Annotated in this window: 14 protein-coding genes, 1 tRNA gene, 2 rRNA genes and 3 pseudogenes (1 of these 20 running past the window's edge); 8 read left to right on the top strand and 12 right to left on the bottom strand. The window is 57.9% G+C overall.

What is annotated here, in order from left to right; translation table 11 throughout:
* The first annotated feature begins 3 nt into the window (after positions 1 to 3).
* Both HYN69_RS06355 and HYN69_RS06350 read left to right on the top strand, forming a co-directional pair.
* A complete protein-coding gene (locus HYN69_RS06355) occupies positions 4 to 894 on the top strand; it encodes a glycosyltransferase family 4 protein (protein ID WP_230426509.1) in 891 nt (296 codons plus the stop codon).
* A 244-nt stretch (positions 895 to 1,138) separates the two neighbouring features.
* A complete protein-coding gene (locus tag HYN69_RS06350) occupies positions 1,139 to 2,872 on the top strand; it encodes an ABC transporter ATP-binding protein (RefSeq protein ID WP_230426508.1) in 1,734 nt (577 codons plus the stop codon).
* Between the two features lie 148 nt (positions 2,873 to 3,020).
* On the opposite strand, the gene HYN69_RS06345 is transcribed toward HYN69_RS06350, so the two are convergent.
* From HYN69_RS06345 to HYN69_RS06330, 4 genes and pseudogenes are all read right to left on the bottom strand, one after another.
* Entirely contained in the window at positions 3,021 to 4,130 is a 1,110-nt protein-coding gene (locus tag HYN69_RS06345; RefSeq protein ID WP_159082376.1) for a glycoside hydrolase family protein, read from the bottom strand.
* A gap of 242 nt (positions 4,131 to 4,372) precedes the next feature.
* A pseudogene (locus HYN69_RS21330) lies at positions 4,373 to 4,764 on the bottom strand (IS5/IS1182 family transposase); the annotation flags it as partial.
* Between the two features lie 114 nt (positions 4,765 to 4,878).
* Positions 4,879 to 5,772 carry an FkbM family methyltransferase gene (locus HYN69_RS06335; RefSeq protein WP_108434999.1) on the bottom strand — a complete coding sequence of 298 codons (894 nt, stop codon included), beginning with the start codon at positions 5,770 to 5,772 and terminating at the stop codon, positions 4,879 to 4,881.
* A 173-nt stretch (positions 5,773 to 5,945) separates the two neighbouring features.
* Positions 5,946 to 6,802 (bottom strand): annotated as a pseudogene (locus HYN69_RS06330) (transposase).
* A gap of 62 nt (positions 6,803 to 6,864) precedes the next feature.
* Between HYN69_RS06330 and HYN69_RS06325 the strand changes: the two are divergent.
* From HYN69_RS06325 to HYN69_RS20500, 3 genes and pseudogenes are all read left to right on the top strand, one after another.
* Positions 6,865 to 7,353 (top strand): annotated as a pseudogene (locus tag HYN69_RS06325) (transposase); the annotation flags it as partial.
* A 1,052-nt stretch (positions 7,354 to 8,405) separates the two neighbouring features.
* Positions 8,406 to 8,609 (top strand): helix-turn-helix domain-containing protein, encoded by a 204-nt coding sequence (locus HYN69_RS21900; RefSeq protein ID WP_108434998.1) that lies wholly within the window; start codon positions 8,406 to 8,408, stop codon positions 8,607 to 8,609.
* Between the two features lie 223 nt (positions 8,610 to 8,832).
* On the top strand, positions 8,833 to 9,690 hold the full coding sequence (locus HYN69_RS20500; RefSeq protein ID WP_159082375.1) for a hypothetical protein: 858 nt from the start codon (positions 8,833 to 8,835) through the stop codon (positions 9,688 to 9,690).
* Here HYN69_RS20500 and istB read toward each other — a convergent pair.
* The gene (gene istB / locus HYN69_RS06315; RefSeq protein WP_108434714.1) at positions 9,656 to 10,414 is read right to left on the bottom strand and encodes an IS21-like element helper ATPase IstB; all 759 of its coding nucleotides are present in this window, start codon (positions 10,412 to 10,414) and stop codon (positions 9,656 to 9,658) included. The two genes, HYN69_RS20500 and istB, sit on opposite strands and share 35 nt — an antisense overlap.
* A 14-nt stretch (positions 10,415 to 10,428) precedes the next feature.
* A complete protein-coding gene (istA, locus tag HYN69_RS06310) occupies positions 10,429 to 11,967 on the bottom strand; it encodes an IS21 family transposase (protein WP_108434414.1) in 1,539 nt (512 codons plus the stop codon).
* Between the two features lie 226 nt (positions 11,968 to 12,193).
* Between istA and HYN69_RS06305 the strand changes: the two genes are divergently transcribed.
* Genes HYN69_RS06305 through HYN69_RS06295 form a run of 3 tightly spaced genes read left to right on the top strand, consistent with a single transcriptional unit; the run spans position 12,194 to position 15,529 of the window.
* Entirely contained in the window at positions 12,194 to 13,099 is a 906-nt protein-coding gene (locus tag HYN69_RS06305; RefSeq protein WP_108434997.1) for a site-specific integrase, read from the top strand.
* Positions 13,092 to 14,189 (top strand): site-specific integrase, encoded by a 1,098-nt coding sequence (locus HYN69_RS06300; protein WP_108434996.1) that lies wholly within the window; start codon positions 13,092 to 13,094, stop codon positions 14,187 to 14,189. Before HYN69_RS06305 ends, HYN69_RS06300 begins: the two co-directional genes overlap by 8 nt.
* Before the next feature lie 53 nt (positions 14,190 to 14,242).
* On the top strand, positions 14,243 to 15,529 hold the full coding sequence (locus HYN69_RS06295; RefSeq protein WP_230426552.1) for a recombinase family protein: 1,287 nt from the start codon (positions 14,243 to 14,245) through the stop codon (positions 15,527 to 15,529).
* Here the strand turns inward: HYN69_RS06295 and tnpC are convergent.
* The 6 genes from tnpC to HYN69_RS06265 form a co-directional block, all read right to left on the bottom strand.
* Complete coding sequence (gene tnpC / locus HYN69_RS06290; protein ID WP_108434424.1) at positions 15,511 to 17,049, bottom strand: IS66 family transposase; 1,539 nt, start codon at positions 17,047 to 17,049, stop codon at positions 15,511 to 15,513. The genes HYN69_RS06295 and tnpC overlap by 19 nt on opposite strands.
* Positions 17,050 to 17,128: 79 nt before the next feature.
* Positions 17,129 to 17,482, bottom strand: coding sequence for an IS66 family insertion sequence element accessory protein TnpB (gene tnpB, locus HYN69_RS06285; RefSeq protein ID WP_216824621.1), 354 nt, complete (start codon positions 17,480 to 17,482; stop codon positions 17,129 to 17,131).
* Positions 17,479 to 17,853 carry a transposase gene (locus tag HYN69_RS06280; RefSeq protein WP_108434425.1) on the bottom strand — a complete coding sequence of 125 codons (375 nt, stop codon included), beginning with the start codon at positions 17,851 to 17,853 and terminating at the stop codon, positions 17,479 to 17,481. Before HYN69_RS06280 ends, tnpB begins: the two co-directional genes overlap by 4 nt.
* Before the next feature lie 409 nt (positions 17,854 to 18,262).
* Positions 18,263 to 18,339 (bottom strand) — tRNA-Met (locus HYN69_RS06275).
* 71 nt (positions 18,340 to 18,410) lie between these two features.
* A 5S ribosomal RNA gene (rrf, locus tag HYN69_RS06270) occupies positions 18,411 to 18,525 on the bottom strand.
* A 154-nt stretch (positions 18,526 to 18,679) separates the two neighbouring features.
* A 23S ribosomal RNA gene (locus HYN69_RS06265) occupies positions 18,680 to 20,780 on the bottom strand (it continues 734 nt past the right edge of the window).

The following is a 20,780-nucleotide window of genomic DNA, read 5'->3' as shown; positions in this document are numbered from 1 at the left end:
ATCTTGTCCTTGCTGACCATGTCACGTTTTGGGCCAAATGGCTGGCGCGTCTGGCACGCGCGACGCAATAGCGAGATGCTTGCTGGATTGGCGCTGCGCATTCTTTTGAGAAAGCGACTGAAGCTTATCTTTACCTCTGCCTCGCAGCGCAATCATTCACAATATACGCGCTGGTTGATCAGCCGCATGGATGCCGTATTGGCTACATCAGATAAATCTGCGAGCTATCTTAAATGCCAACCGCATATCATCAGTCATGGTATTGATACTGTGGAGTTTTCTCCAACTGATGACAAAAGAGCTGTTCGGTCCGCTTTAGGACTGCCAATTGGTGGAAAATTGATCGGCTGCTTCGGCCGCATTCGCTCAAACAAAGGTACAGACCTCTTTATATCAACCGCAATTAATCTTTGCAGACGTCATGCTGATCTTAATGCGGTCGTCCTTGGCCAGGCGATTGGCAGTAATAAAGCATTCCTGCATGCACTTGAGCAACGGGTTCGGACTGCAGGGTTAGAAGATCGCATTTTTTTTAGAGAACGCGTGCCGTTCGCCGCAATAGCTGACATGTATCGCGCGCTTGATCTCTATGTCGCGCCACAGCGCTGGGAGGGATTTGGCCTCACCCCAATAGAAGCTATGGCTTGCGGAGTGCCCGTGGTTGCAGCTGATGTCGGCACCTTCAGAAGCCAGATTGTTCATGGAGAAACAGGTTTTATCGTTGCGCCTGGATCTGCTTCGAAAATCACTGATGCAGTCGAGGTCTTGTTATTGGATCACAAACAGCGAGCTGAATTTGCGTTGTCTGCACGTGCACATGTGCAGATAAATTTTGACATCCAAAAAGAGGCCGAAGCGCTTGTCCAGATTTACCGAAGATTAATGACGCAATAATCTTTAATCATGAAAAATTCCACAATTTTCGCTGACGCCGCGGCAAGTCGTCTCTACCAGAAAGGGCAAAAGTGGCAACATTTTGCGCTGCACTTACCGAGATATTCACACCACTTTCGTCGCTCATTTTTCACTGCCGTTCTAGATTCGGCTGTGAATCTCCCTCCCGGGCGGTAGTGGGTGATGCCAGAGACTGCATGATATGAATAACGATACTACGATTACGTCAGTTATACTAAGAGTTATGCGTGAGATTTTTTTTGCGCAGAAGTTCATTTACGGGGTCGCTGTCGCCGCGATGATTGTTGTGGCAGCCACCACATCGGCAACTGCATGGATTATGAAGGCGATCTTCGATGTGCTATCGGACGAGCCGGACGCCCTGCCTGCTGCGGCAGTCGCTGCGATCGTCGTCACCATCTTCATGAGCAAAGGGATTGCTGGCTATATCCAGCAAGTGGCGCTAACCAAAGCCGGAAATCGAATTGTCTCGACGATTCAACGGCGGCTCTATCGTAAGCTGCTTCAGCAAGAAGCGGCCTGGTTCGATGCAACCGAGTCGTCCGATATTCTTGTGCGCGTCACCCAGGGTGCACAAGCAGCTCGCACCGTGATCGACATCATCGTTACCTCTTTTGTACGGGATGCATTGACGCTTTGCGGGCTGATTGCTGTCATGATCTGGCAGCAAGCAACACTCTCCGCAGTGTTCCTCGTTATCGGTCCCCTAGCATTGCTCGGGGTGCGGTCCGTGCTCGGGCGAGTGCGCCGGATCATGCAGGCGGAGCTGGTATCATTAACCGAAATCCTGAAAGTTATCCAGGAAACCTCAGCCGGCCTTCGTGTTGTTCGGTCTTTTGGTCTCGAGCCGCTTCTTGAGGCGCGAATGGACCGCGCTGTTCGCGACGTTGAGTACCGCTCCAATGCAATCGTCCGGCTCGAGAGCGCGACAGCGCCGATGATGGACACGCTGGCGGGCATCGCAATTGCCACAATCGTATTGGTGAGCGGCAGCAGCGCTAGCCTAGGCACGCAAGCGTCGCCGGGCGAGCTAATGGCATTCATCACGGCATTGCTTATGGCATACGAACCGGCAAAACGGCTCTCTCGGATGCGCGTGTCGCTCGAAGGCGCTTTCGTTGGCGTGCGTATGATGTTTGATATCCTGGACAAGCCGGACGCGATGCTGGATTCCGCTGACGCAACACCTTTACCTTCCGTGGTGGGTGAGGTCGCTCTCCGGCGCATAAGCTTCAGTTACGATGGCGTGCACAATATTCTGGACGATCTCAGCCTTGTCTTCCCGGCCGGAAAGATGACCGCTCTCGTAGGTCCATCCGGGGGAGGAAAGTCGACGATAATGAGCCTTGTGCTGCGGATGTATGACCCGAAGTCCGGCAGTGTAGAAATCGACGACATCGATCTTCGCGCAGTCACACGCCAGTCGCTTCAAGCGCGCACCGCCTATGTCGGTCAAAACACATTCCTGTTCTCCGCCTCGGTTCGCGAAAATATCCGCATGGGAAAGCGTGATGCGACCGATGCAGAAGTGGAGACGGCCGCAAAAGCCGCCCAAGCGCACGAATTTATTATCAATTTGCCCCAAAGCTATGACACTCCGGTTGGGGAGAACGGCATTTTCCTCTCCGGCGGGCAACGGCAACGGTTGTCGCTCGCGCGCGCGATCATAAAGGATGCGCCGATCCTTCTCCTGGACGAAGCAACGAGCGCACTTGATAACCAGTCAGAATTTCTCGTGAGAGAAGCGATCGCGAAGGCCACAATAGGTCGGACGACAATCATCATCGCGCATCGCCTTTCAACGGTCCTTGCGGCGGATGAGATCGCTTTCATCGAACGTGGACGTCTGGTTGAGCAAGGGCCTCTTTCGGATCTTCTGAAAACTAAGACCCGATTTGCCGGACTGTTCTATAGCGAATTCAGTTCCGATCAACGCGATGAAGTGGCTGGCATCTGAAAGCCGGAGTGTCGCCCCTTGCCAACGGATTTGGGATACAATTCAGCACCCGACAGCGGGCGAAACTGATTCCCAACTTTGCGCAAGGGGCGATTATTCGTATGGCAGAACTCAGGATATCGGGTTTTCACATGGGGAATTCATGCGGTTAACTAATTCCTATCAAATCCGCTACACGGTTAGCATCCACGCTGATAACACGGGATTGCCTATCTGCTATGCCGTATGAAATCAGAACGCTATCGCCGCTCTCCACCAGGTTTATGGCAAACTCTATTCCGGGCCGATCGAACAAAAAAGGCTCCGATATCTGGATCAAATTCAGATCGCGGTCCAAGAACATAAAGTAATGGATGTAAGCGTGCTTTTCTCCATATCTACGTCTATTGTGGATAACAAACAAGTAGCCACCGCGGAAAGGAATACCATTTGTTGAACCTCTATATTTCATATCCTCATGTATGATTTTGCTTAAGGATGGCTGGCTGCCAAGCTGGATTAATTGGTTGCCCTGAACCTTCAATATGGTCAGTGGATCGACAGAGTAAATGATATGTAATTCCGAATTATGCTCGAAGGGCATCCAATTCTTTTCGACATCGTAGCCGAGTGGAGAATTGAGGACATTCTGGTTCAGAACATTTCCAAGGGCATCCAGCGTTAACAAGATTTGCGTAATTTCTCGCTGCTCGCTTGGCTTCCACCCAGCGTCCCTGATGCCTGCACCGATACCATAAAGTTTTCCGCCACAAGAAAAAAGACGCATATCCTCAAGGCCGTTTGCGGCCTCGATCAACGAATATTGGTCAGATTCAAGTTTTAACTTTCGGCACCCCTTGATCGATAGGTCGCCACGCAATTCGAGAATATAGTTCTCTGTTCTATGCGGATAATTCAAATAAAAGCCACTTTGCCCATCTGAAACCACAACCGCGTTCGTATCGCGAACAAAAGACAAAAAGCCATCCGCGACACTGACCAGCGAGGGATTGAAAGCATAGGGCGCTTCATCGACCTTTAGTGTGTAGCTTGTAGACGTTGGATAAGAAGACAATCGCAAAAGGCTGTTTTGAAAAATGGTATCCACAAGATCGCCACTCAAATTTTCCAGTTGTCGGAGACGGTCGCCACGACGATCATATTCATCAATGAATTTCTGTAATCCTAGCCGTTTTGCAGCCGAACGGAGCATTCGCTCCCTCAAACCTCGCAAACCTCGTACTCGATGGAAAGGAGCTGATGGATTGCTGCCGGCCATTTTTCTTATTCTCCTCGCTGAGATTCAATTGTGGAAATTTCAGAGTCTTCCATGGCTAATGCCGTTATCCAATTCGCGATCGACTGCCAAGAGGTTTTTTGCTTTGTTTCTTCGGCTTTGTTTAGCAGGTTGCTGAAATAGTCAGCGAGCTGGAACGCTTTCCCTGTGGAATAGCGACGGCCCTGACCCTTCGGCTGGTTTGGGCGAAGGGCATGCACTCTCAGAAAAACGTGTTCTTGGTGTCATGCAGCCAGCAACCGGGGCAGTCGGGCGAGTTTGTTGGCGGCCATCGCCAGGACGAAGCGGGATCGCATGCGCTCGACGCCGCGATAGACGGTTTGCGCCATGCTGCAGATGGTTTTTGCCGAACCAAAGGCCCCTTCAATCCGCATGCGGTGCTTGATCCAGAGGGCATAGCCTTTGTGTCGAATCATGCGGGCATTGATCGCTTCATAGCGTGATTTCTGCGTGACATGCGTAGTTACACAGGTCTTGCGCAAGTCGGCGACGAACCTCGCGGCGTAGTAAACCTTGTCCGCGCCCGTCGCCAGACGCCGGTCGATCCGCGGGAGTTGCTATGGATCATGTCCAGCGCGGCGCGGCGTTCGGCATGACCGTCAGCCTGAGTCAGGTCGCCCTACTGGATGAGGCCAGAGCGGTTCAGTCTCCTTGCGTAGGCGGCATCACGCAGACTGCCTAAGATTAGCGGATCCTGAACCTAAAGGGATGCCTCTGCTTCAATCCGCTCTCAATTACGGACGCCGCCCTGGCTACTCAGCGCATTGTCCAGCCACTCAAGATCGGCGCTATTTGAGAAAAAGAAATCATCCGCTATCGAGTGAAGCAATCGAAGGCCTATCGACTCCGCATATTCACACACAGATTGCTGGTTTTTTTCCCAAATTTCAATTTGTGCAAAGATGACATTCTCGTCGCACAAGCGTTGCATGCCACGCAGGGCGTGTAGCTCATGGCCCTCAACATCCAATTTCACGATAATGTTTCGTCCATTGAACGGAGCAACATCATCAATCTTGACGCCCTTTACCGACACCAACTGGTCGTTCACATCGCTGACAACTTGCGCGCCACCACGGTTGCCACAGGAAATGGCTTCGCTGGCAAGAAAATTTAGGGTGCAAGCCTCGCTTGACGCAGCAAGGTGATACGTCTCAACTTTGTCTAAAAGATTATTAATCATCAAATGTGTTAAAAGATGCTTGTGATTTTGCGGGTCAGGTTCCATGGCAATGGTGGCATCAGCTCCCCATTGGACTGATTTCATAGCATAAAGACCCCAATAGGCGCCCACATCTAAAAATGTAAAGCCTCCGTTTTTCTTGAAATGGTGACAAGCACTTTTAATGATGTCAAGCTGACGACCTTCCCAGCCTTCTTGTTGAAATATCTTGCGGTCGACGTAACTGTTTGTGTCAAGTAACAAGAATAAGTCAAACCATTTGCGCAACCGATATGGAAAATCCTTTTCTGCCTCTACATCGAACGCCCTCTCGACAAAGGATTCTACCTCGACAGCGCTAAATTTTCGATCGGTTAATTTCCCCATCTTGCGTTGATAGTATGTGCGTAGCCAGGCGGATCGGTCATCCGCTCTAAGTAAATGTTGAAAGATGTTCGGCATCGTGAGCTCCTTCTTATTCTTCAGCCGCTTTACGTCACCCTGAAAGCGAATTTTTAGGTCTGCACCTGAGCTTTGTAAAGATGACAACTACCACGCAAGGGCGCCTCGCTTTTTTGAAAATTTTTGCTGGGATAGGTTTGAACTGAGCTGCGGCCGGTCTCGTGGACATCAGGTTAAACTAGCATAGCGCGGGCCTCAAACTCCATGGGGCTGAGATAGCCCAGTTTCGAATGCCGTCTGCGGGGGTTGTAGATGCGCTCGATGTAATCGAAGACATCGGCAAGGGCTTCGTCGCGAGCTCGGTAGACTTTGCGGGCTGTGCGTTCGGTCTTCAGCCAGGAAAAGAAGCTTTCCATCGCCGACCTCGCCATGGCCTCTCGGACCGGTGGCGCGACCATGGCTCGATCCCACACATTGCCTGCCCGGCTCATCGAGCAGGTGATGCCCCTCGCCATCGGGCTTGAACCGATGGCACCACGATGGCTCGATCGGCCAGAAGCCGCTGAAACTGCTCGCTTGTGTATTGCGATCCCTGATCAGAATGATGAAGCAAAGCGTCGGCCTTTCCGCTCGCTGGCCTTGAACCTCGTCTCGATCGCCGTGACGAGCTTGGCGTCATGGATCTCGCGGCTGCTGGTCAGACGATTGAGCCAGGCATGGAAGCCCGAGCGCGACACATCCAGCACGTCGCACAGCAAGCTGACCGGCCAGATATGATGATGCTTGGCGATGAAGGCGAACCTCATGTCGCCTCGCGCGCGAAAAAAGCTGCTTTCTTCAGGATGTCACGCTCCGCACGAAGACGCGCGACCTCTTTCATCAGCGCTGCAATCTCGGCCAAATCGGCCCGCACCTGCCCGTTCCCGGGAAACGCTGTGGCCGGGGTCGCGGTCAACTCCCGCATCCAGCGGCGCTGCACGCTCTCCGCCAAGTCGAGGTCACGCGCGGCCTGCGCCACCGCCACACCCCGGTCCGTCACAAGCCTTACGGCCTCTATCTTGAACTCACGTCTGAACTTCCGTCTCGTCAGATCCACTCTCCGGTTCCTTGGTCACGATCTTATCTTCGTGTCCACGAAACCGGCAGCAGGCCAAACCGATGCTCCGGGCGCGGGCATGTTTGCGGCAAGAACTGGCGGGACTGGATCGCCGTGTTCGCCACTTGGCTCAGAATGATCCAGTGTGCCACCGGTTGATGTCCATGCCCGGCATCGGCGCAGTCGTTGCACTTACCTTCCGGTCTGCTGTCGATGATCCCGCCCGGTTCACGTCTCCAAAAGAAGTAGGACCGTGGGTCGGCCTCACCCCGTCGCGAAACCAATCTGGCGAGCGCGACGTCTCAGGCGGCATCACCAAGGCGGGCGACGTCAACCTTCGACGCGCCCTGTGCCAAGCTGCGACGGTCATGATGCACCGTGGCCGCTCGACCTGGCTGAGAACATGGGCCGCACAGGTTGCCCGGCGCCGTGGCACAAAACGCGCCATGGTCGCCCTGGCACGGCGCATCGGGGTAATCCTTCACCGTATGTGGGTTGATGAGACCGACTTCCAGTCCGACATAGCAGTGCCCTATGCGGCCTGACAGCTTTAGTTCCAAACCGTTGCCTGCCTAAACGCAGGCCTTCGAGGTCCCCCAGGGACGCGGTTCCCATGATGCTGTGGTCAGGACTGTTGCCGATCCAGATCGAGCACGCCAACGAGATGGGCACATCGGAATTGCATTGAACCAGCATCATGTTGGCAGCCACCGCGCTGACCACGGACCGAAGCATGCACCCAGGTTGATCTCAAACGAAGGCGGCAGCGACTGCAAGAAGGCCCAACAAGAAAAGATGTTCAAAACCGCGCCCCTGCGGCCAACCTCGCATACACAAAACAGCTTGACTGGGGCTACCCTGTTACCGAAGTCCTGACCCTAGCGACCCAGCCAGCCGCATGGCTTCGAGCGCGCCTGACGGGTTAGGTTATTTTGGCGCAACTACCGACTTTGACGGAGCGGACACGTGGCGTCCGCTGCGGAAGAATGTTGGACATTTATTCTTCCAAAACGATCGCTTTCGCTTGGAATGACTTCGCTTTGGGCCTCAGCCTACAGGGCCAGACGTTGACGCGGGTCCTTACGTTTCAGATGGGACGGGCAAACGCTTGCGCCCTTGGACCGACTTTCTTGTTCTCCGCGCTGACGTAGAACGTCTGTGGCGTCGGCCGAGCGGAGTTGATGGTCGTTCAAAGTACGACCGGCAAAAATTTCAGGATCTTTTTCTCGAACAAAGAGCCCGCGACCCGGAACTGTCCGCAAACGCCATTATCGACAAAGTCAGCAAAGCCTACGAAGCCAAGACCAATAGGTCAGCCCCCTCTTTCAGCGCCTTCAAGAGGTACGTCAGGGGCCTATGACGGGCTCACATCCGGCTCTCCTTAGGCGGGCCAATGGTGAGCCGACGTGTAGCCACTGCACAGTCATGTTCACTGCAGGTCAGCAGAGGACGTGACAAGTGCGCAGGGCATCCCCCAAGCAGCATATCGAGACGAGCGCCGCGCAGGGTGACCTGCGCGCGTTGGTCCGCCTGCTTGCGGTGCAAGCGGCACGCGAGTTTGTCGCCTCTTGCCTGACGGATCAGCCAGGAGCGCCCAATGCCCAAACACCCCGACAGTTCCCCGACGAGCCTTGAACGGCTCATGACGATCCCTGACGCGGCGGAGTACGTACGCGTGTCCACGAAGACGATCCGGCGCTGGATTTCTAGGGGCGATTTGCCGGCGGCGAAGCTCGGATTCCAGTGGCGGATTAGGCCTCAAGACCTCGCGCGCTTTGTGCGCGACCGTCTGGAAGAATGACCAGCCGATGGCGAAAATGTTCAATGATGACAATGGTTTGTCGACAGATCGGGACAACGGTGCGCTGCAATCCGAGCCGGATTGTTGTGTTACGGTGTCCCGAATCAGTCGTCCTGACTACCCCTGTCCACCCGATGCAAACGTTGTCCAATGTGGAGCCAACCCGATGCACAGTTCACCCGAAGTATACCTGTAGACCAGCCCCTTCGTTCGGACTGACATCATGATGATGGATGCCATCCTGCAGGGCCTCGATGCCGTTGCTGTTACGCCGGTTCAGCGGCGCGACATGAAGTCCGCAGTCCAGACCCTTTGTCGTCTGGTTGGACAGGCCCCTAGCGCGGTGCCCGCAAATGTTGCCTGGGTTCATGTGCGGCTGCGGCGGATCCACCCAGCCCAGGTCGGGCTGTCGGCGAAGCGGCTCAAGAACATCCGCTCGGGCGTCTTGAAGGCACTGGAACTTTGCGGCGCGTCCCGGTCCAGATCGGATTGGCTCAACCCACCTTCACAGGAGTGGGCCGATCTTCTGGCGCAGGTGCCTGACCAGCATGATGTCTGGAAGCTGACGCAGTTCGCACAGTACTGCAGTGCCCGCGGTGTGCCGCCCGAGGGCGTGCAAAACGACCATGTCAAAGGCCTCCTGATCGCTTTGACCGAAGAGACCTTCACCGACAATCCTGCCGTCACGGTCGGCGCAATCGTAGTGGTCTGGAACCGGCTACGCGAGGCGCAGTCTGGCTGGCCGCAGGTCACTCTCAAGTTTCCGAGAAAGAGAGAACCTTGGACTTTCCCGATCGAAGCATTCCCAGCGAGCTTTCAATCGGAAGTGGCGCGTTGGATGGAACGCATTGCCAAACCGGATCTGCTGAGTGGGGAGGGTCCATCTAAACCGTTGCGCCCAGCCTCTCTCAAATACCAGCGATTCAACATTCTGCGGATTTCGCGCGATTGGGGCAGTGATTTCGCGCGATCGCGGGCGCTTGTTTCACGGCATCGCGGGCAGCCATTTCGCGGTCGCGGGCAGGCTGATCGACGGCTTCATGGAGTCAGGCCTGATGGCCGAGGTCAAGGGGTTTCGTGACTTTTCGGCGCATGCTTTCGCCTGAGAGCTGAAGGCGATGAGCGTTGTGGACGAGGCGGTCCAGGATGGCGTCAGCCAGGGTGGGATCTCCAATGGCTTCATGCCAGTGCTCAACCGGGAGTTGGCTCGTGACGATGGTAGAACCACGGCCGTGGCGATCTTCGAGGATTTCCAGCAGATCGCGTCGCTCCGATGGGGCGAGGATGGCCAGACCCCAGTCATCGAGGATCAGCACGTCCAGTTTGGCGATGGCTTTGAGCATGCGGGCGTGACGCCCGTCTCCTCTGGCCAGGGCGAGGGCCTCGAAGAGGCGCGGGACGCGGTGGTAGACGACGCTGCGTCCGTCACGGCAGGCTTTGTGACCGAGGGCACAGGCGATCCAACTTTTGCCGAGGCCGGTCTGGCCGGTGATCAGCAGGTTCTCATGCCGAAGGGTCCACCCCCCGTCGATCAGATGCGCCATGACGGCGCGGTCGAGGCCACGCGGTGTGCGCAGGTCGAGATCCTCGACGCTGGCGGTCTGCCGGAGGGCCGCGAACTTCAGGCGGGCGGTCAGGCGTTTGGTGTCGCGCTCGGCGGCCTCGCGATCGACCAGAAGGCCGAGACGCTCCTCGAAGCCGAGTGCTTCATAGGTGGGGCCGGCACGGCGCTGCTCATCCAGCGCGCGTGCCATTCCGGCCAGGCCGAGCGCGGTGAGGCGCTCGGAAGTGGGGTGGGTCAACATCAGTCTTCTCCTTCTCAGTGGTAATAACCCTGCCCACGGATATTGGCGTGGTGCAGGGGGCGGTCTTCGGGTCGGTCCTCAAGGAAGGCCCGGTCGAGCCCGTTCTTCAGGATCGACCTGATCGAGGCGACAGATCGGGTCTGGATGGTCAGGCCGCGCCGACAGGCGGCATCCAGGCGCGTGGCGTCGTAGCTTTTGGCCAGGGCCAGAACCCCGAGACAGGTTCGAAAGCCCTGCTCGGGATGTGGCCTGGCGGTCATGACCGCCTCGCAAAAGGCGGTGACCGACGGTCCCAGCTTGGCGGCCTGCGCCAGCATCCGGGCCGGGGTCCATTCGGCGTGCCGCCGATGGGCCGAGGGCATATGATCGGGCAGCGTCACATGGCTGCGGCGTCCGGGGCAGCGGAGGTGGCTGGCAACCCTCTGACCTTTATGGAAGATCTCCACGATGTCGCCACTGATGCGAACATCCACCTCTTCCCGGATCAGGCCGAAGGGCACGGAATACCAGGAACTGTCCACCTCGACATGATAGTCCAACGCCACTCGGGCGCGTTTCCATCGCGCGAAGGTATAAGCGGCCTGCGGCAACGGCTGGAGATGCGGCCGATCGAGCGTCGCGAAGAGATCGGCCCGGCTGGCGCCGTAGCCGCGCATGACCCGCATGTTCAACTCATCCAACAACTGCCGGATCGCGGCATTCAGCTCCGCCAGAGAGAAGAAGCGCCGGTTGCGCAGCCGCGCCAGGATCCAGCGTTGCGCCACCTGCACCGCAACCTCGACTTTTGCCTTGTCGCGGGGCTTGCGAGGCCGGGCTGGCAGGATCGCCGTGCCATAATGCTCCGCCATCTCGGCATAGGTCCGGTTCAGTCCGGGATCGTAGCGGTCCGGCTTCAGCACGGCCGACTTCAGGTTGTCGGGCACGACCACCTTGGGCACGCCACCCAAGAAGGTGAACAGCCTCACATGGGCACCGATCCAGTCTTCAAGGCCCTCCGAGGCGACCGCTTCGGCATAGGTGTAGTTCGATGCGCCCATCGCGGCGACGAACAGCTTCATGGGCTGCACTTCACCGCTTGCCGGGTCTATGACGTCGATCGTGTCGCCGGCAAAGTCGACGAAGACCTTCTCGCCGCCAACATGGGTCTGCCGCATCGTCGGGCGAACCCGCCCTTTCCAGGCGTCGAAATGGGTGCAGAACCATGTGTAGCCAAAGCCTGCCGGATGGGCCGCACGGTATTCTTCCCACAGCAGCATCCGGGTCACCCCGGGACGGCGCAGCTCTCGGTCGATGCTGATCCAATCCGGAAACGGCCGCTCGGGGGCGGGCACGGTTGGCGCTGCGGGAAACAGCAAAAGCTCCAGCCCGTCATCGTCGAGACCCTGTGGCAAAGGCCAGGTCAGACCCGCCTGCCGCGCCCGGTGCAGGTAAGTTCCAACGCTTGTCTTGCTCAGCCCCAGAGAGGCGGCAACCTGCCGCTCGCTCAGGCCCTGGCCAAACTTCAATCGTAAAACATCGCGTATCCGCCGCATGTTCAGTCGTCCCGTCGGCATCCTGCCCCCCTCTCTTCAAGGAGCGCAGCTCTATCCTCTCTTTGCCGACCAGGCCTGCCCGCGATGACGCGAAATCGCTGCCCGCGATCGCGTGAAATAGCTGCCCGTCATCGCGCGAAACGGGTGCCCGCCATCATCTGAAATCAGTGCCCGCCATCACGCGAAACACGCAAACATTCAGCAAATTGCCTCCGCCATCGTACGTAGTGGTACCCCTATCGAGGACATGCAAAATCTGGGCTGCCTTGCCGACATCGAGAAGCTGAAGGCGGGCCTGCGCTATTACATGAGCCGCTTCGATGACAAACCAACCGGGTCCACCCACAAGCTTGCAGTTTGTGTGCTGGCAATCGCGCGTCACGGTCTCAAAGTCGACGAACAGCACCAGAAAGAGATTTCAACGATGTGCAGCCGCATCGCGGCCCGGATCGATGGAACTCGGACCAAGAACCAGGAACGTCTGGAGCAACTGGAAGACGAGGCCAATCTGGCGCTCTTACTGCATCTTCCGGCTCGGCTTGTGGCACGCGCTGCGCGCAATGATCCGCGCGTACATCGCCGCGCACTTCTCGTCCAGGCGGCGCTTGCGATCGATATCTTGCTACATGCCCCGATGCGGATCGGTAATCTTGCCGGTCTCCATCTCGAGCACCATGTCCGCCGGGCAGAAGTAACGCGAATGCCCTGCATCATTCTGAGTATCCCGGGCGAGGATGTGAAGAACGGCCGCGCCCTGTCCTACGAGCTTAGGGGTGAGACGCTTGCCCTCTTTGACCTCTACATGCGGGATTATCGCCCTACCCTGCTGAGCGCACCGTCCGACTTTCTGTTTCCGGCGCGGAATGGTGGCGCCAGATGGACCATTTCGCTCTCGGCGCTGATCAAGAACACGATCCAAGAGTACACTGGGCTGACCATTCATGCGCATCTCTTCCGCAGCATCGCCGGCAAGGTTCACATGCTTTCCAACCCCGGAGATTTCGCGACGCTGAGCCATGTAATCGGTGACAGCCTACCGACCACGATGAAGTCCTATGCGCAATTCGAACAGCAAAATGCCATGCGGCACTTCCAAGCCTCCGTCACGACCGCCCGGATCAGATTGCCGGCACCGAGGAGGCAACATGGCTGATAAGAAGATACTCTATGGCGATCTCTTACGCCGTTGCCTGCCGCTGGCCCTTTGGCCAGCGGCAGACAGAACCGCATGGGACAGCCTTTTTGTGGAAGGTGACATTCTCGACGGAACGGTCGGACCGGGCGCTTTTTGGAAGCCCACGACGCAGATCAACTATCGGCAAAGCTATGGCCGTTGGCTGACGTTCGTCATCGGTCAGGGTCTATTGGCTAACAATCAAGAGGCACCGTGGAAGCGCGTCACACCCGAGCGCGTTGCGGCTTATCTCGCGCAACTGGTTGAACAAGACATGTCCAGCTGGACCATCTGGGGCCGTATGGCAGGGCTCCTATGTTTGATCGAGGCCATGGCACCGAAGGAAGACTTCGGATGGCTGCGACGTATCGTTCGCTACTACGAGCGCCAGACGGTCGATCGGCGCAAGAAGGCGCCGCGGCTTCAGCCCTCCCACATAATGCTCGATTGGGCGTTGCGCCACATAGAGAATGCTCAGCATCGTGCTGTTCAGCACGTGGGTGACCGTGCATACCGCAACGCGCTCATCATCGGACTGCTGTCTTGCTGCCCGGTGCGTTTGGCGAACCTTACCATGATCGAGATCGACAGACACCTCGTCCGACTGAGCACAGGCTATGTTCTCCGATTTGCTCCCAACGAGACCAAGACAGGCCATCTCTTCTCCGCGCCCCTCTCCCGAGAGTTGACGGCCCCCCTCGACCAATACATCTCCGTTGTAAGGCCCCGCCTCCTCAAAGGCCCGAGCCACGCGCGCTTGTGGGTGTCAGAACGCGGCACGCCGATGTCCGGGCGAACCATCCACGAGGCGGTGACAGTGACCACTGAGGTTGCTTTTGGCCGATCGATCAACCTCCATCTTTTTCGCGATTGCGCAGCAACCTTTGTCGCGCTTGAGGACCCGGAGCATATCGGGATCGTCTCGCCACTCCTCGGTCACGTCGATCCTCGCGCGGCCGAACGGCACTACATCGAGGCCAACCAGATCGTGGCCGGCCGCCGCCTCAGGTCCTCAGTGGCGCAAGCCCGCAAAATCCTTCCTCCATCCAAAGGCAAGATAAACAAATGACCCGCGCTGCCATCTAGGCTCGATATTCCTCCGATCTTCAGTCGGCTGCCTCGATCGACGATCAGGTCCGCCTTTGCCGCGAGCGGGCGACAGCCCTGGGCCATGACGTTGTCGAGGTGTTCAGCGACTATGCGATCAGTGCCAGCAACCTACGCACGCGGCCGGGTATGCTGGCCCTGATGGAAGCAGCACGGGCACGGGACTTCGATGTGGTCATTGCCGAGGCGCTCGATCGGATCAGCCGTGATCAGGAAGATGTGGCAGCGATTTTCAAGCGGTTGAACCATGCAGACGTAAAACTGATCACCTTGACGGAAGGCGAGATCAACGAGTTGCATGTCGGCTTGAAGGGCACGATGAACGCGCTCTTCTTGAAGGATCTGGCTGAGAAGACCCGACGCGGCCAGCGTGGACGCGTCGAAGTCGGACGCATTCCTGGCGGCAATAGCTATGGCTACCGGATGATCCGGCGCATTGCCGAGGACGGCAACCTGATCCGCGGCGAGAGAGAGATCCATCCAGACGAGGCGGCAGTGGTGCGCCAGATTTTCGCGGACTATGCATCCGGTCAGCCTCCCCGTGCCATCGCGGCCAGTCTCAACCGTCAGGGCATTCCCAGCCCCCGCGGTGGTCTCTGGAATGCCTCCACCATCAACGGCAGCCGGCAACGCAAGAACGGCATCCTCAACAACGAACTTTACCTTGGGCGCATCACCTACAACCGGCAGCGCTTCGTAAAAGATCCTGACAGTGGCAAACGGCAGTCCAGGGTCAACCCAGAACACCTCTGGGTGACCAAGGAGGTCCCTGCCCTGCAGATCATAGACGAAGCCACGTGGCAGGCTGCCCAAACCCTGAGAGGTCGCTACAGCTCGCAAGCCGGCAACAAGCGCCAAACCAAAAAGCGTCTTCTCTCCGGCCTCGTGCGCTGCGCAGGCTGCGGGGGAGCGATGACCATCGTCAATCGTGAGCGCTACTCCTGCTCGGCGCGCCGTGAGCGGGGAACCTGTAACTGCCGGGTGAGTATCAGTGTTGCTGAACTGGAGGAGTGCATCCTGACCGCCCTGAAGGACATCCTGTTCGGGCGCGAGGATCTAATCGCAGAGTTCGCGGCCAGCTTCCGGGCAGAGGTAGACCGCCTTCGCCGCAGCAGGAAGGACAACAGCGTTATCCTGCAAAAGGAGTTGGAGAAGGTCACCCGCAGCATTGAGCGGGCCTTGGCCTTCATCCTCGAAGGCGATGGCGATCCTGGCAGCATCCGCCATAAGCTCAAGGAGCTAGAAGCCCGTAAGCGCGACCTAGAGCGTAAGCGCTGTGCCGATCACACCATGACGGCGTAATTCCATGGGAGCAGGTCGCCGATCTGGCTTTGTTTGTGGCCTTTGACGATGGCGGTAAGCGTGTTTGCGAGCCAGACGTGTGGGTCGATCGCGTTCATCTTGCAGGTTTCGATGAGCGAGGCGATGACGGCCCAGTTCTCAGCCCCGGCGTCGTGGCCAGCAAAGAGGGCGTTCTTTCGGTTCAGGGCGATGGGGCGAATGGTGCGTTCGACGGTGTTGTTGTCGATCTCGACGCGGCCATCAGTCAGGAAGCGGCCAAGGCCGTCGCGGTATTTGGCGATGTAGGCAAGTGCTTCGCCCAAGGGCGACTTTGCGGAGGCGCGGGCGCGGTGGTAGGCCAGCCAGTCGTCGAGGCGGGCGAGGATCGGGGCGGAGCGGTCCTGCCGGATGGCCAGCCGGGTCGCGGGGGCAGTGCCGCGGATCTCGGCCTCTATGGCATAAAGCTCGCGGATGAGAGCCACGCCGTCCTCGGCAATCGGCGCGGGTCCGCTGCGGGTGATCTCGATCAACTTGCGGCGTGCGTGCGCCCAGCAATATGCGAGCTGAATGCCCGGACCGATCCGGTCCGCTGCGATCAAGCGGTTGTATCCGGCATAGCCGTCGACTTGGAGAATACCCCCAAAACCCTTCAATATCCGCTCAGCATGTTGCCCGCCCCGACCTGGGGCAAAGGTGAAGACCACGCCCGGTGGTGACGTGCCGCCCCACGGCCTGTCATCGCGGGCCAAGGCCCAGAAGTATCCGGTCTTGGTCTTTCTGGCCCCCGGATCGAGAACCGGGGCGCGGGTCTCGTCCATGAAGAGCTTGGTTGACCGCTTCAGGTCCGCCATCAGCGCGTCATGGACGGGGCGGAGTTCGAAGGCGGCGCGACCCACCCAATCGGCAAGGGTGGAGCGGTCGAGATCGACGCCTTGGCGGCTGTAGATCTGGGCCTGCCGGTAAAGCGGCAGGTGGTCGGCATACTTGCTGACCAGCACATGGGCGACCGTGGCTTCGGTCGGCATGCCGCCCGGGATCAGCCGCGCGGGGGCAGCCGCCTGAACCACGCCATCGGTGCAGGACCGGCAGGCATATTTGGGTCGGCGGGTGACGATGACACGGAACTGGGCGGGCACGATGTCGAGCCGTTCCGACACATCCTCGCCGATGCAATGCAGGCAGCCACCGCAAGCGCAGGTCAGGCTGTCCGGCTCGATGATCTCCTCGATGCGCGGCAGGTGCTTTGGCAGCAATCCACGATTGGCGGCACGCGGTTTGGCGGGGCGCTTGGCGGCCCGATCCGCGGCATCCTCTTCGGCATGGATCACGGCCATGGCCGTTTCCAGATCTTCCAGCGCCAGTTCGAACTGGTCCGGATCGCCCTTTTCCGATTTACGGCCGAAGACCGCCTGCTTGAAGGCCGCGACCAGCTTTTCTAGCCGTGCGATGCGCTCGTCCTTGCGCTTGTCACGTGCGTCCGCGGCAATCAGCATCGCCTTCAGCGCAGCAATTTCTTCAAGCAGATCAGCGGTCTCTGGCATGGCTGATGTTTACCAAACCACCATGGGCTATGCCTCCGGAAAGAGCACGATGAGTCATCCTGCCGCAGGGCAGAACCGGTCATTCCACGGCTTTGGGAGCCTTCGCCGCGACGGCCCGAACGCGCCGCCAATCGAGCCCCGCAAACAGCGCCTCGAACTGCGCATGGTTCAGCATCATGACCCCGTCCTTAACGGCGGGCCAGGTGAAGCTGTGTTCTTCCAGCCGCTTGTAGGCCATCACCAGACCGGTGCCGTCCCAATACAAGAGCTTCAACCGGTCCGCCTTCTTCGCGCGGAACACGAAGACTGTCCCGGTGAACGGGTCCTTGCGCAGCTCATTCTTCACCATCGCGGCCAGGCTGTCGTGGCCCTTGCGGAAGTCGATGGGCTTCGTCGCCACCATGATCCGCACCCGGTTCGACGGGAAGATCACGGGAAAGCCCGCAATGCCATGATCAGTTCCGCGAGCCGTGCCGCAGGTGTGGCAACATCCAGCCGTATCGTCACAGGGCCGATCAACAGATCAATCGACGCAGTTGAAACAGGCGTGTCCACTGCCTGCGCCGTCGCCACCGGCGCGGCGAACTCGGCTCCCGTTACCTCTGGCACGACCAGCTTGCCCTGCCGCGCAAGCGTCCGCCACGAAGACAGGTGGTTGGCCTTCACCCCATGCCGACCCGCCACCTCATTCACCGTGACACCAGGCACCAGCGTCTCCGCCACCATCCGGCCCTTCGCCTCGTCAGACCACCGCCGCTTGGCTGCCGGTGCTGCCAGCAGCTCCACAAAGCCGACGGCCTCCATACTGCGCTCCCGATGGACTCCCACTGACACCTCCCGTGCAAATCTCCACACGAGGGCGCATCGCAGCTTACGGATTCAGCAGGAAGGTGGGGTCGGCACAGCGCTTACCCTAGAGCGCCAGCTGAGCCAGGGCAATCCAGCACACCTGTCCTCGAGATCCACCCACACCTCGGCGAGCTCTACCGCCGCAAGGTGACAGAGATGAGCCAGCTGCTCGTGGACGAAGCAACTCGTCCCCAGGCAATGGACATCGTCCGGAGCCTCGTGCAGCGGATCGTGGTCGCACCAGGCACAAGACGCGAACCAGCTCAGGTCACGCTTTATGGCGCCCTGGCGTCACTGTTGGATTTCGCAATGGAGGCTACACGTGCGAAAGCCACCGCGGACGGTGGCTTGTGTAGGGTCTTACTGGTTGCGGGGGCAGGATTTGAACCTGCGGCCTTCAGGTTATGAGCCTGACGAGCTACCGGGCTGCTCCACCCCGCGTCCGTTCCCGAGGGCTTTTTGTTTGCGATCGGGGGGTATGTCATGGTTTAGAGAGATCTGTTTCTTTCTAGGTTTGGCGGTGACCTACTCTCCCACGTCTTGAGACGGAGTACCATTGGCGCGACGGCACTTAACGGCCGGGTTCGGGATGGGACCGGGTGTTTTGCTCGTGCTATGACCACCAAACCGAGGAAGAAACAGGCTGCGGCGTTGGCGTTTATCCGTAAGGATTTGGCCTGTTTTTTCACCGCAGCTTACATCATGTTGATTGTTCCAAGTCATTTCGTGTTGCTTTTGACGATCCGTTTCGGGGCTTATGTTAGCCTTGCTGTTTCTGGATCAAATCAAGCCTATCGAGCAATTAGTACCGGTCAGCTGAATGCATTGCTGCACTTACACCTCCGGCCTATCGACGTGGTGGTCTTCCACGGCTCTCAAGGGAGATCTTGTTTTGAAGGGGGCTTCCCGCTTAGATGCCTTCAGCGGTTATCCTGTCCGAACATAGCTACCCAGCACTACCGTTGGCACGATAACTGGTCCACCAGTGGTTCGTTCACCCCGGTCCTCTCGTACTAGGGGCAACTCTTCTCAAATCTCCTACACCCACGGCAGATAGGGACCGAACTGTCTCACGACGTTCTAAACCCAGCTCACGTACCTCTTTAAATGGCGAACAGCCATACCCTTGGGACCTGCTCCAGCCCCAGGATGAGATGAGCCGACATCGAGGTGCCAAACGATGCCGTCGATATGGACTCTTGGGCATCATCAGCCTGTTATCCCCAGCGTACCTTTTATCCGTTGAGCGATGGCCCTCCCACTTGGGACCACCGGATCACTATGACCGACTTTCGTCTCTGCTCGTCTTGTCAGACTTGCAGTCAGGCAGGCTTCTGCCATTGCACTCAACGACCGATTTCCGACCGGTCTGAGCCTACCTTCGCGCGCCTCCGTTACTGTTTGGGAGGCGACCGCCCCAGTCAAACTCCCCACCATGCAGGGTCCCGGATCCGGATAACGGACCGCGGTTAGACATCAAGAGTGCGAAGGGTGGTATCTCAAGGGAGGCTCCACGAGGACTGGCGTCCCCGCTTCGATGCCTACCACCTATCCTGCACATCACAATCCTGATGCCAGTGCAAAGCTGGAGTAAAGGTGCATGGGGTCTTTCCGTCTAACCGCGGGAAGTGTGCATCTTGACACACAGTTCAATTTCGCTGAGTCCACGTTAGAGACAGCGGGGAGATCGTTACGCCATTCGTGCAGGTCGGAACTTACCCGACAAGGAATTTCGCTACCTTAGGACCGTTATAGTTACGGCCGCCGTTTACTGGGGCTTCAATTCAGAGCTTGCACCCCTCCTTTTAACCTTCCAGCACCGGGCAGGCGTCAGACCCTATACGTCGCCTTACGGCTTCGCAGAGCCCTGTGTTTTAAGTAAACAGTCGCCACCCCCTAGTTTGTGCCCCCCGCCCGCACTTGCGTACAGACGGGGCCTCCTTCTCGCGAACTTACGGAGGCATTTTGCCGAGTTCCTTTAACGTGGTTCTCTCAAGCGCCTTGGTATTCTCTACCAGTCCACCTGTGTCGGTTTAGGGTACGGTCTGATGGAGGGCTATTTCCAGGGACCTCTGAGCAGCCCACCCAATCCGATAAGGGCAAACTACCTTTGAGATCCGTCACTTCCTCCTGGCCACGGAATATTAACCGTGTTCCCATCGACTACGCCTTTCGGCCTCGCCTTAGGGGCCGGCTTACCCTGCTCAGATTAGCTTTAAGCAGGAACCCTTGGACTTTCGGCGACAGGGTCTCTCACCCTGTTTGTCGCTACTCATGTCAACATTCTCGCTTCTGATCTCTCCACCAGTTGCCTCACGGCCTGGCTTCACAGAAAGCTCACTGCCTCCAATGCAGTCCTAAAACTGCAAGAGAGGCATCGAGCTATATCACAGAACGCTCCGCTACCACGTGGATTGCTCCACATCCTAAGCTTCGGCTCGTGGCTTGAGCCCCGTTACATCTTCGCCGCAGGACAGCTTATCTAGACCAGTGAGCTGTTACGCTATCTTTAAAGGATGGCTGCTTCTAAGCCAACCTCCTGGTTGTTTTGGCCGTCCCACATGCTTTCCCACTTAGCCACGAATTAGGGGCCTTAGCTGTAGGTCAGGGTTGTTTCCCTCTTCACGACGGACGTTAGCACCCGCCGTGTGTCTCCCGGATAGTACTCTGCGGTATTCGGAGTTTGCTTAGGCTCAGTAAGGCTGTGGGCCCCCATCACCCATGCAGTGCTCTACCCCCGCAGGTATTCGTCCGAGGCGCTACCTAAATAGCTTTCGCGGAGAACCAGCTATCTCCAGATTTGATTGGCCTTTCACCCCTAGCCACACGTCATCCAGACCCTTTTCAACGGGTGTTGGTTCGGACCTCCAGCAAGTGTTACC

The sequence above is a fragment of the Gemmobacter aquarius genome, assembly GCF_003060865.1.
In the GTDB taxonomy this organism is placed as follows: domain Bacteria; phylum Pseudomonadota; class Alphaproteobacteria; order Rhodobacterales; family Rhodobacteraceae; genus Paragemmobacter; species Paragemmobacter aquarius.
This window is presented reverse-complemented; position numbering and strand designations above follow the sequence as displayed.

Excerpts from the sequence above, each read along its gene's own strand:
- HYN69_RS06350 (WP_230426508.1), top strand. The coding sequence starts at position 1,139 with ATGCGTGAGATTTTTTTTGCGCAGAAGTTCATTTACGGGGTCGCTGTC.
- HYN69_RS06345 (WP_159082376.1), bottom strand. The coding sequence starts at position 4,130 with ATGGCCGGCAGCAATCCATCAGCTCCTTTCCATCGAGTACGAGGTTTG.
- HYN69_RS06335 (WP_108434999.1), bottom strand. The coding sequence starts at position 5,772 with ATGCCGAACATCTTTCAACATTTACTTAGAGCGGATGACCGATCCGCC.
- HYN69_RS21900 (WP_108434998.1), top strand. The coding sequence starts at position 8,406 with ATGCCCAAACACCCCGACAGTTCCCCGACGAGCCTTGAACGGCTCATG.
- HYN69_RS20500 (WP_159082375.1), top strand. The coding sequence starts at position 8,833 with ATGATGATGGATGCCATCCTGCAGGGCCTCGATGCCGTTGCTGTTACG.
- istB (WP_108434714.1), bottom strand. The coding sequence starts at position 10,414 with ATGTTGACCCACCCCACTTCCGAGCGCCTCACCGCGCTCGGCCTGGCC.
- istA (WP_108434414.1), bottom strand. The coding sequence starts at position 11,967 with ATGCCGACGGGACGACTGAACATGCGGCGGATACGCGATGTTTTACGA.
- HYN69_RS06305 (WP_108434997.1), top strand. The coding sequence starts at position 12,194 with ATGCAAAATCTGGGCTGCCTTGCCGACATCGAGAAGCTGAAGGCGGGC.
- HYN69_RS06300 (WP_108434996.1), top strand. The coding sequence starts at position 13,092 with ATGGCTGATAAGAAGATACTCTATGGCGATCTCTTACGCCGTTGCCTG.
- tnpC (WP_108434424.1), bottom strand. The coding sequence starts at position 17,049 with ATGCCAGAGACCGCTGATCTGCTTGAAGAAATTGCTGCGCTGAAGGCG.
- HYN69_RS06280 (WP_108434425.1), bottom strand. The coding sequence starts at position 17,853 with ATGGAGGCCGTCGGCTTTGTGGAGCTGCTGGCAGCACCGGCAGCCAAG.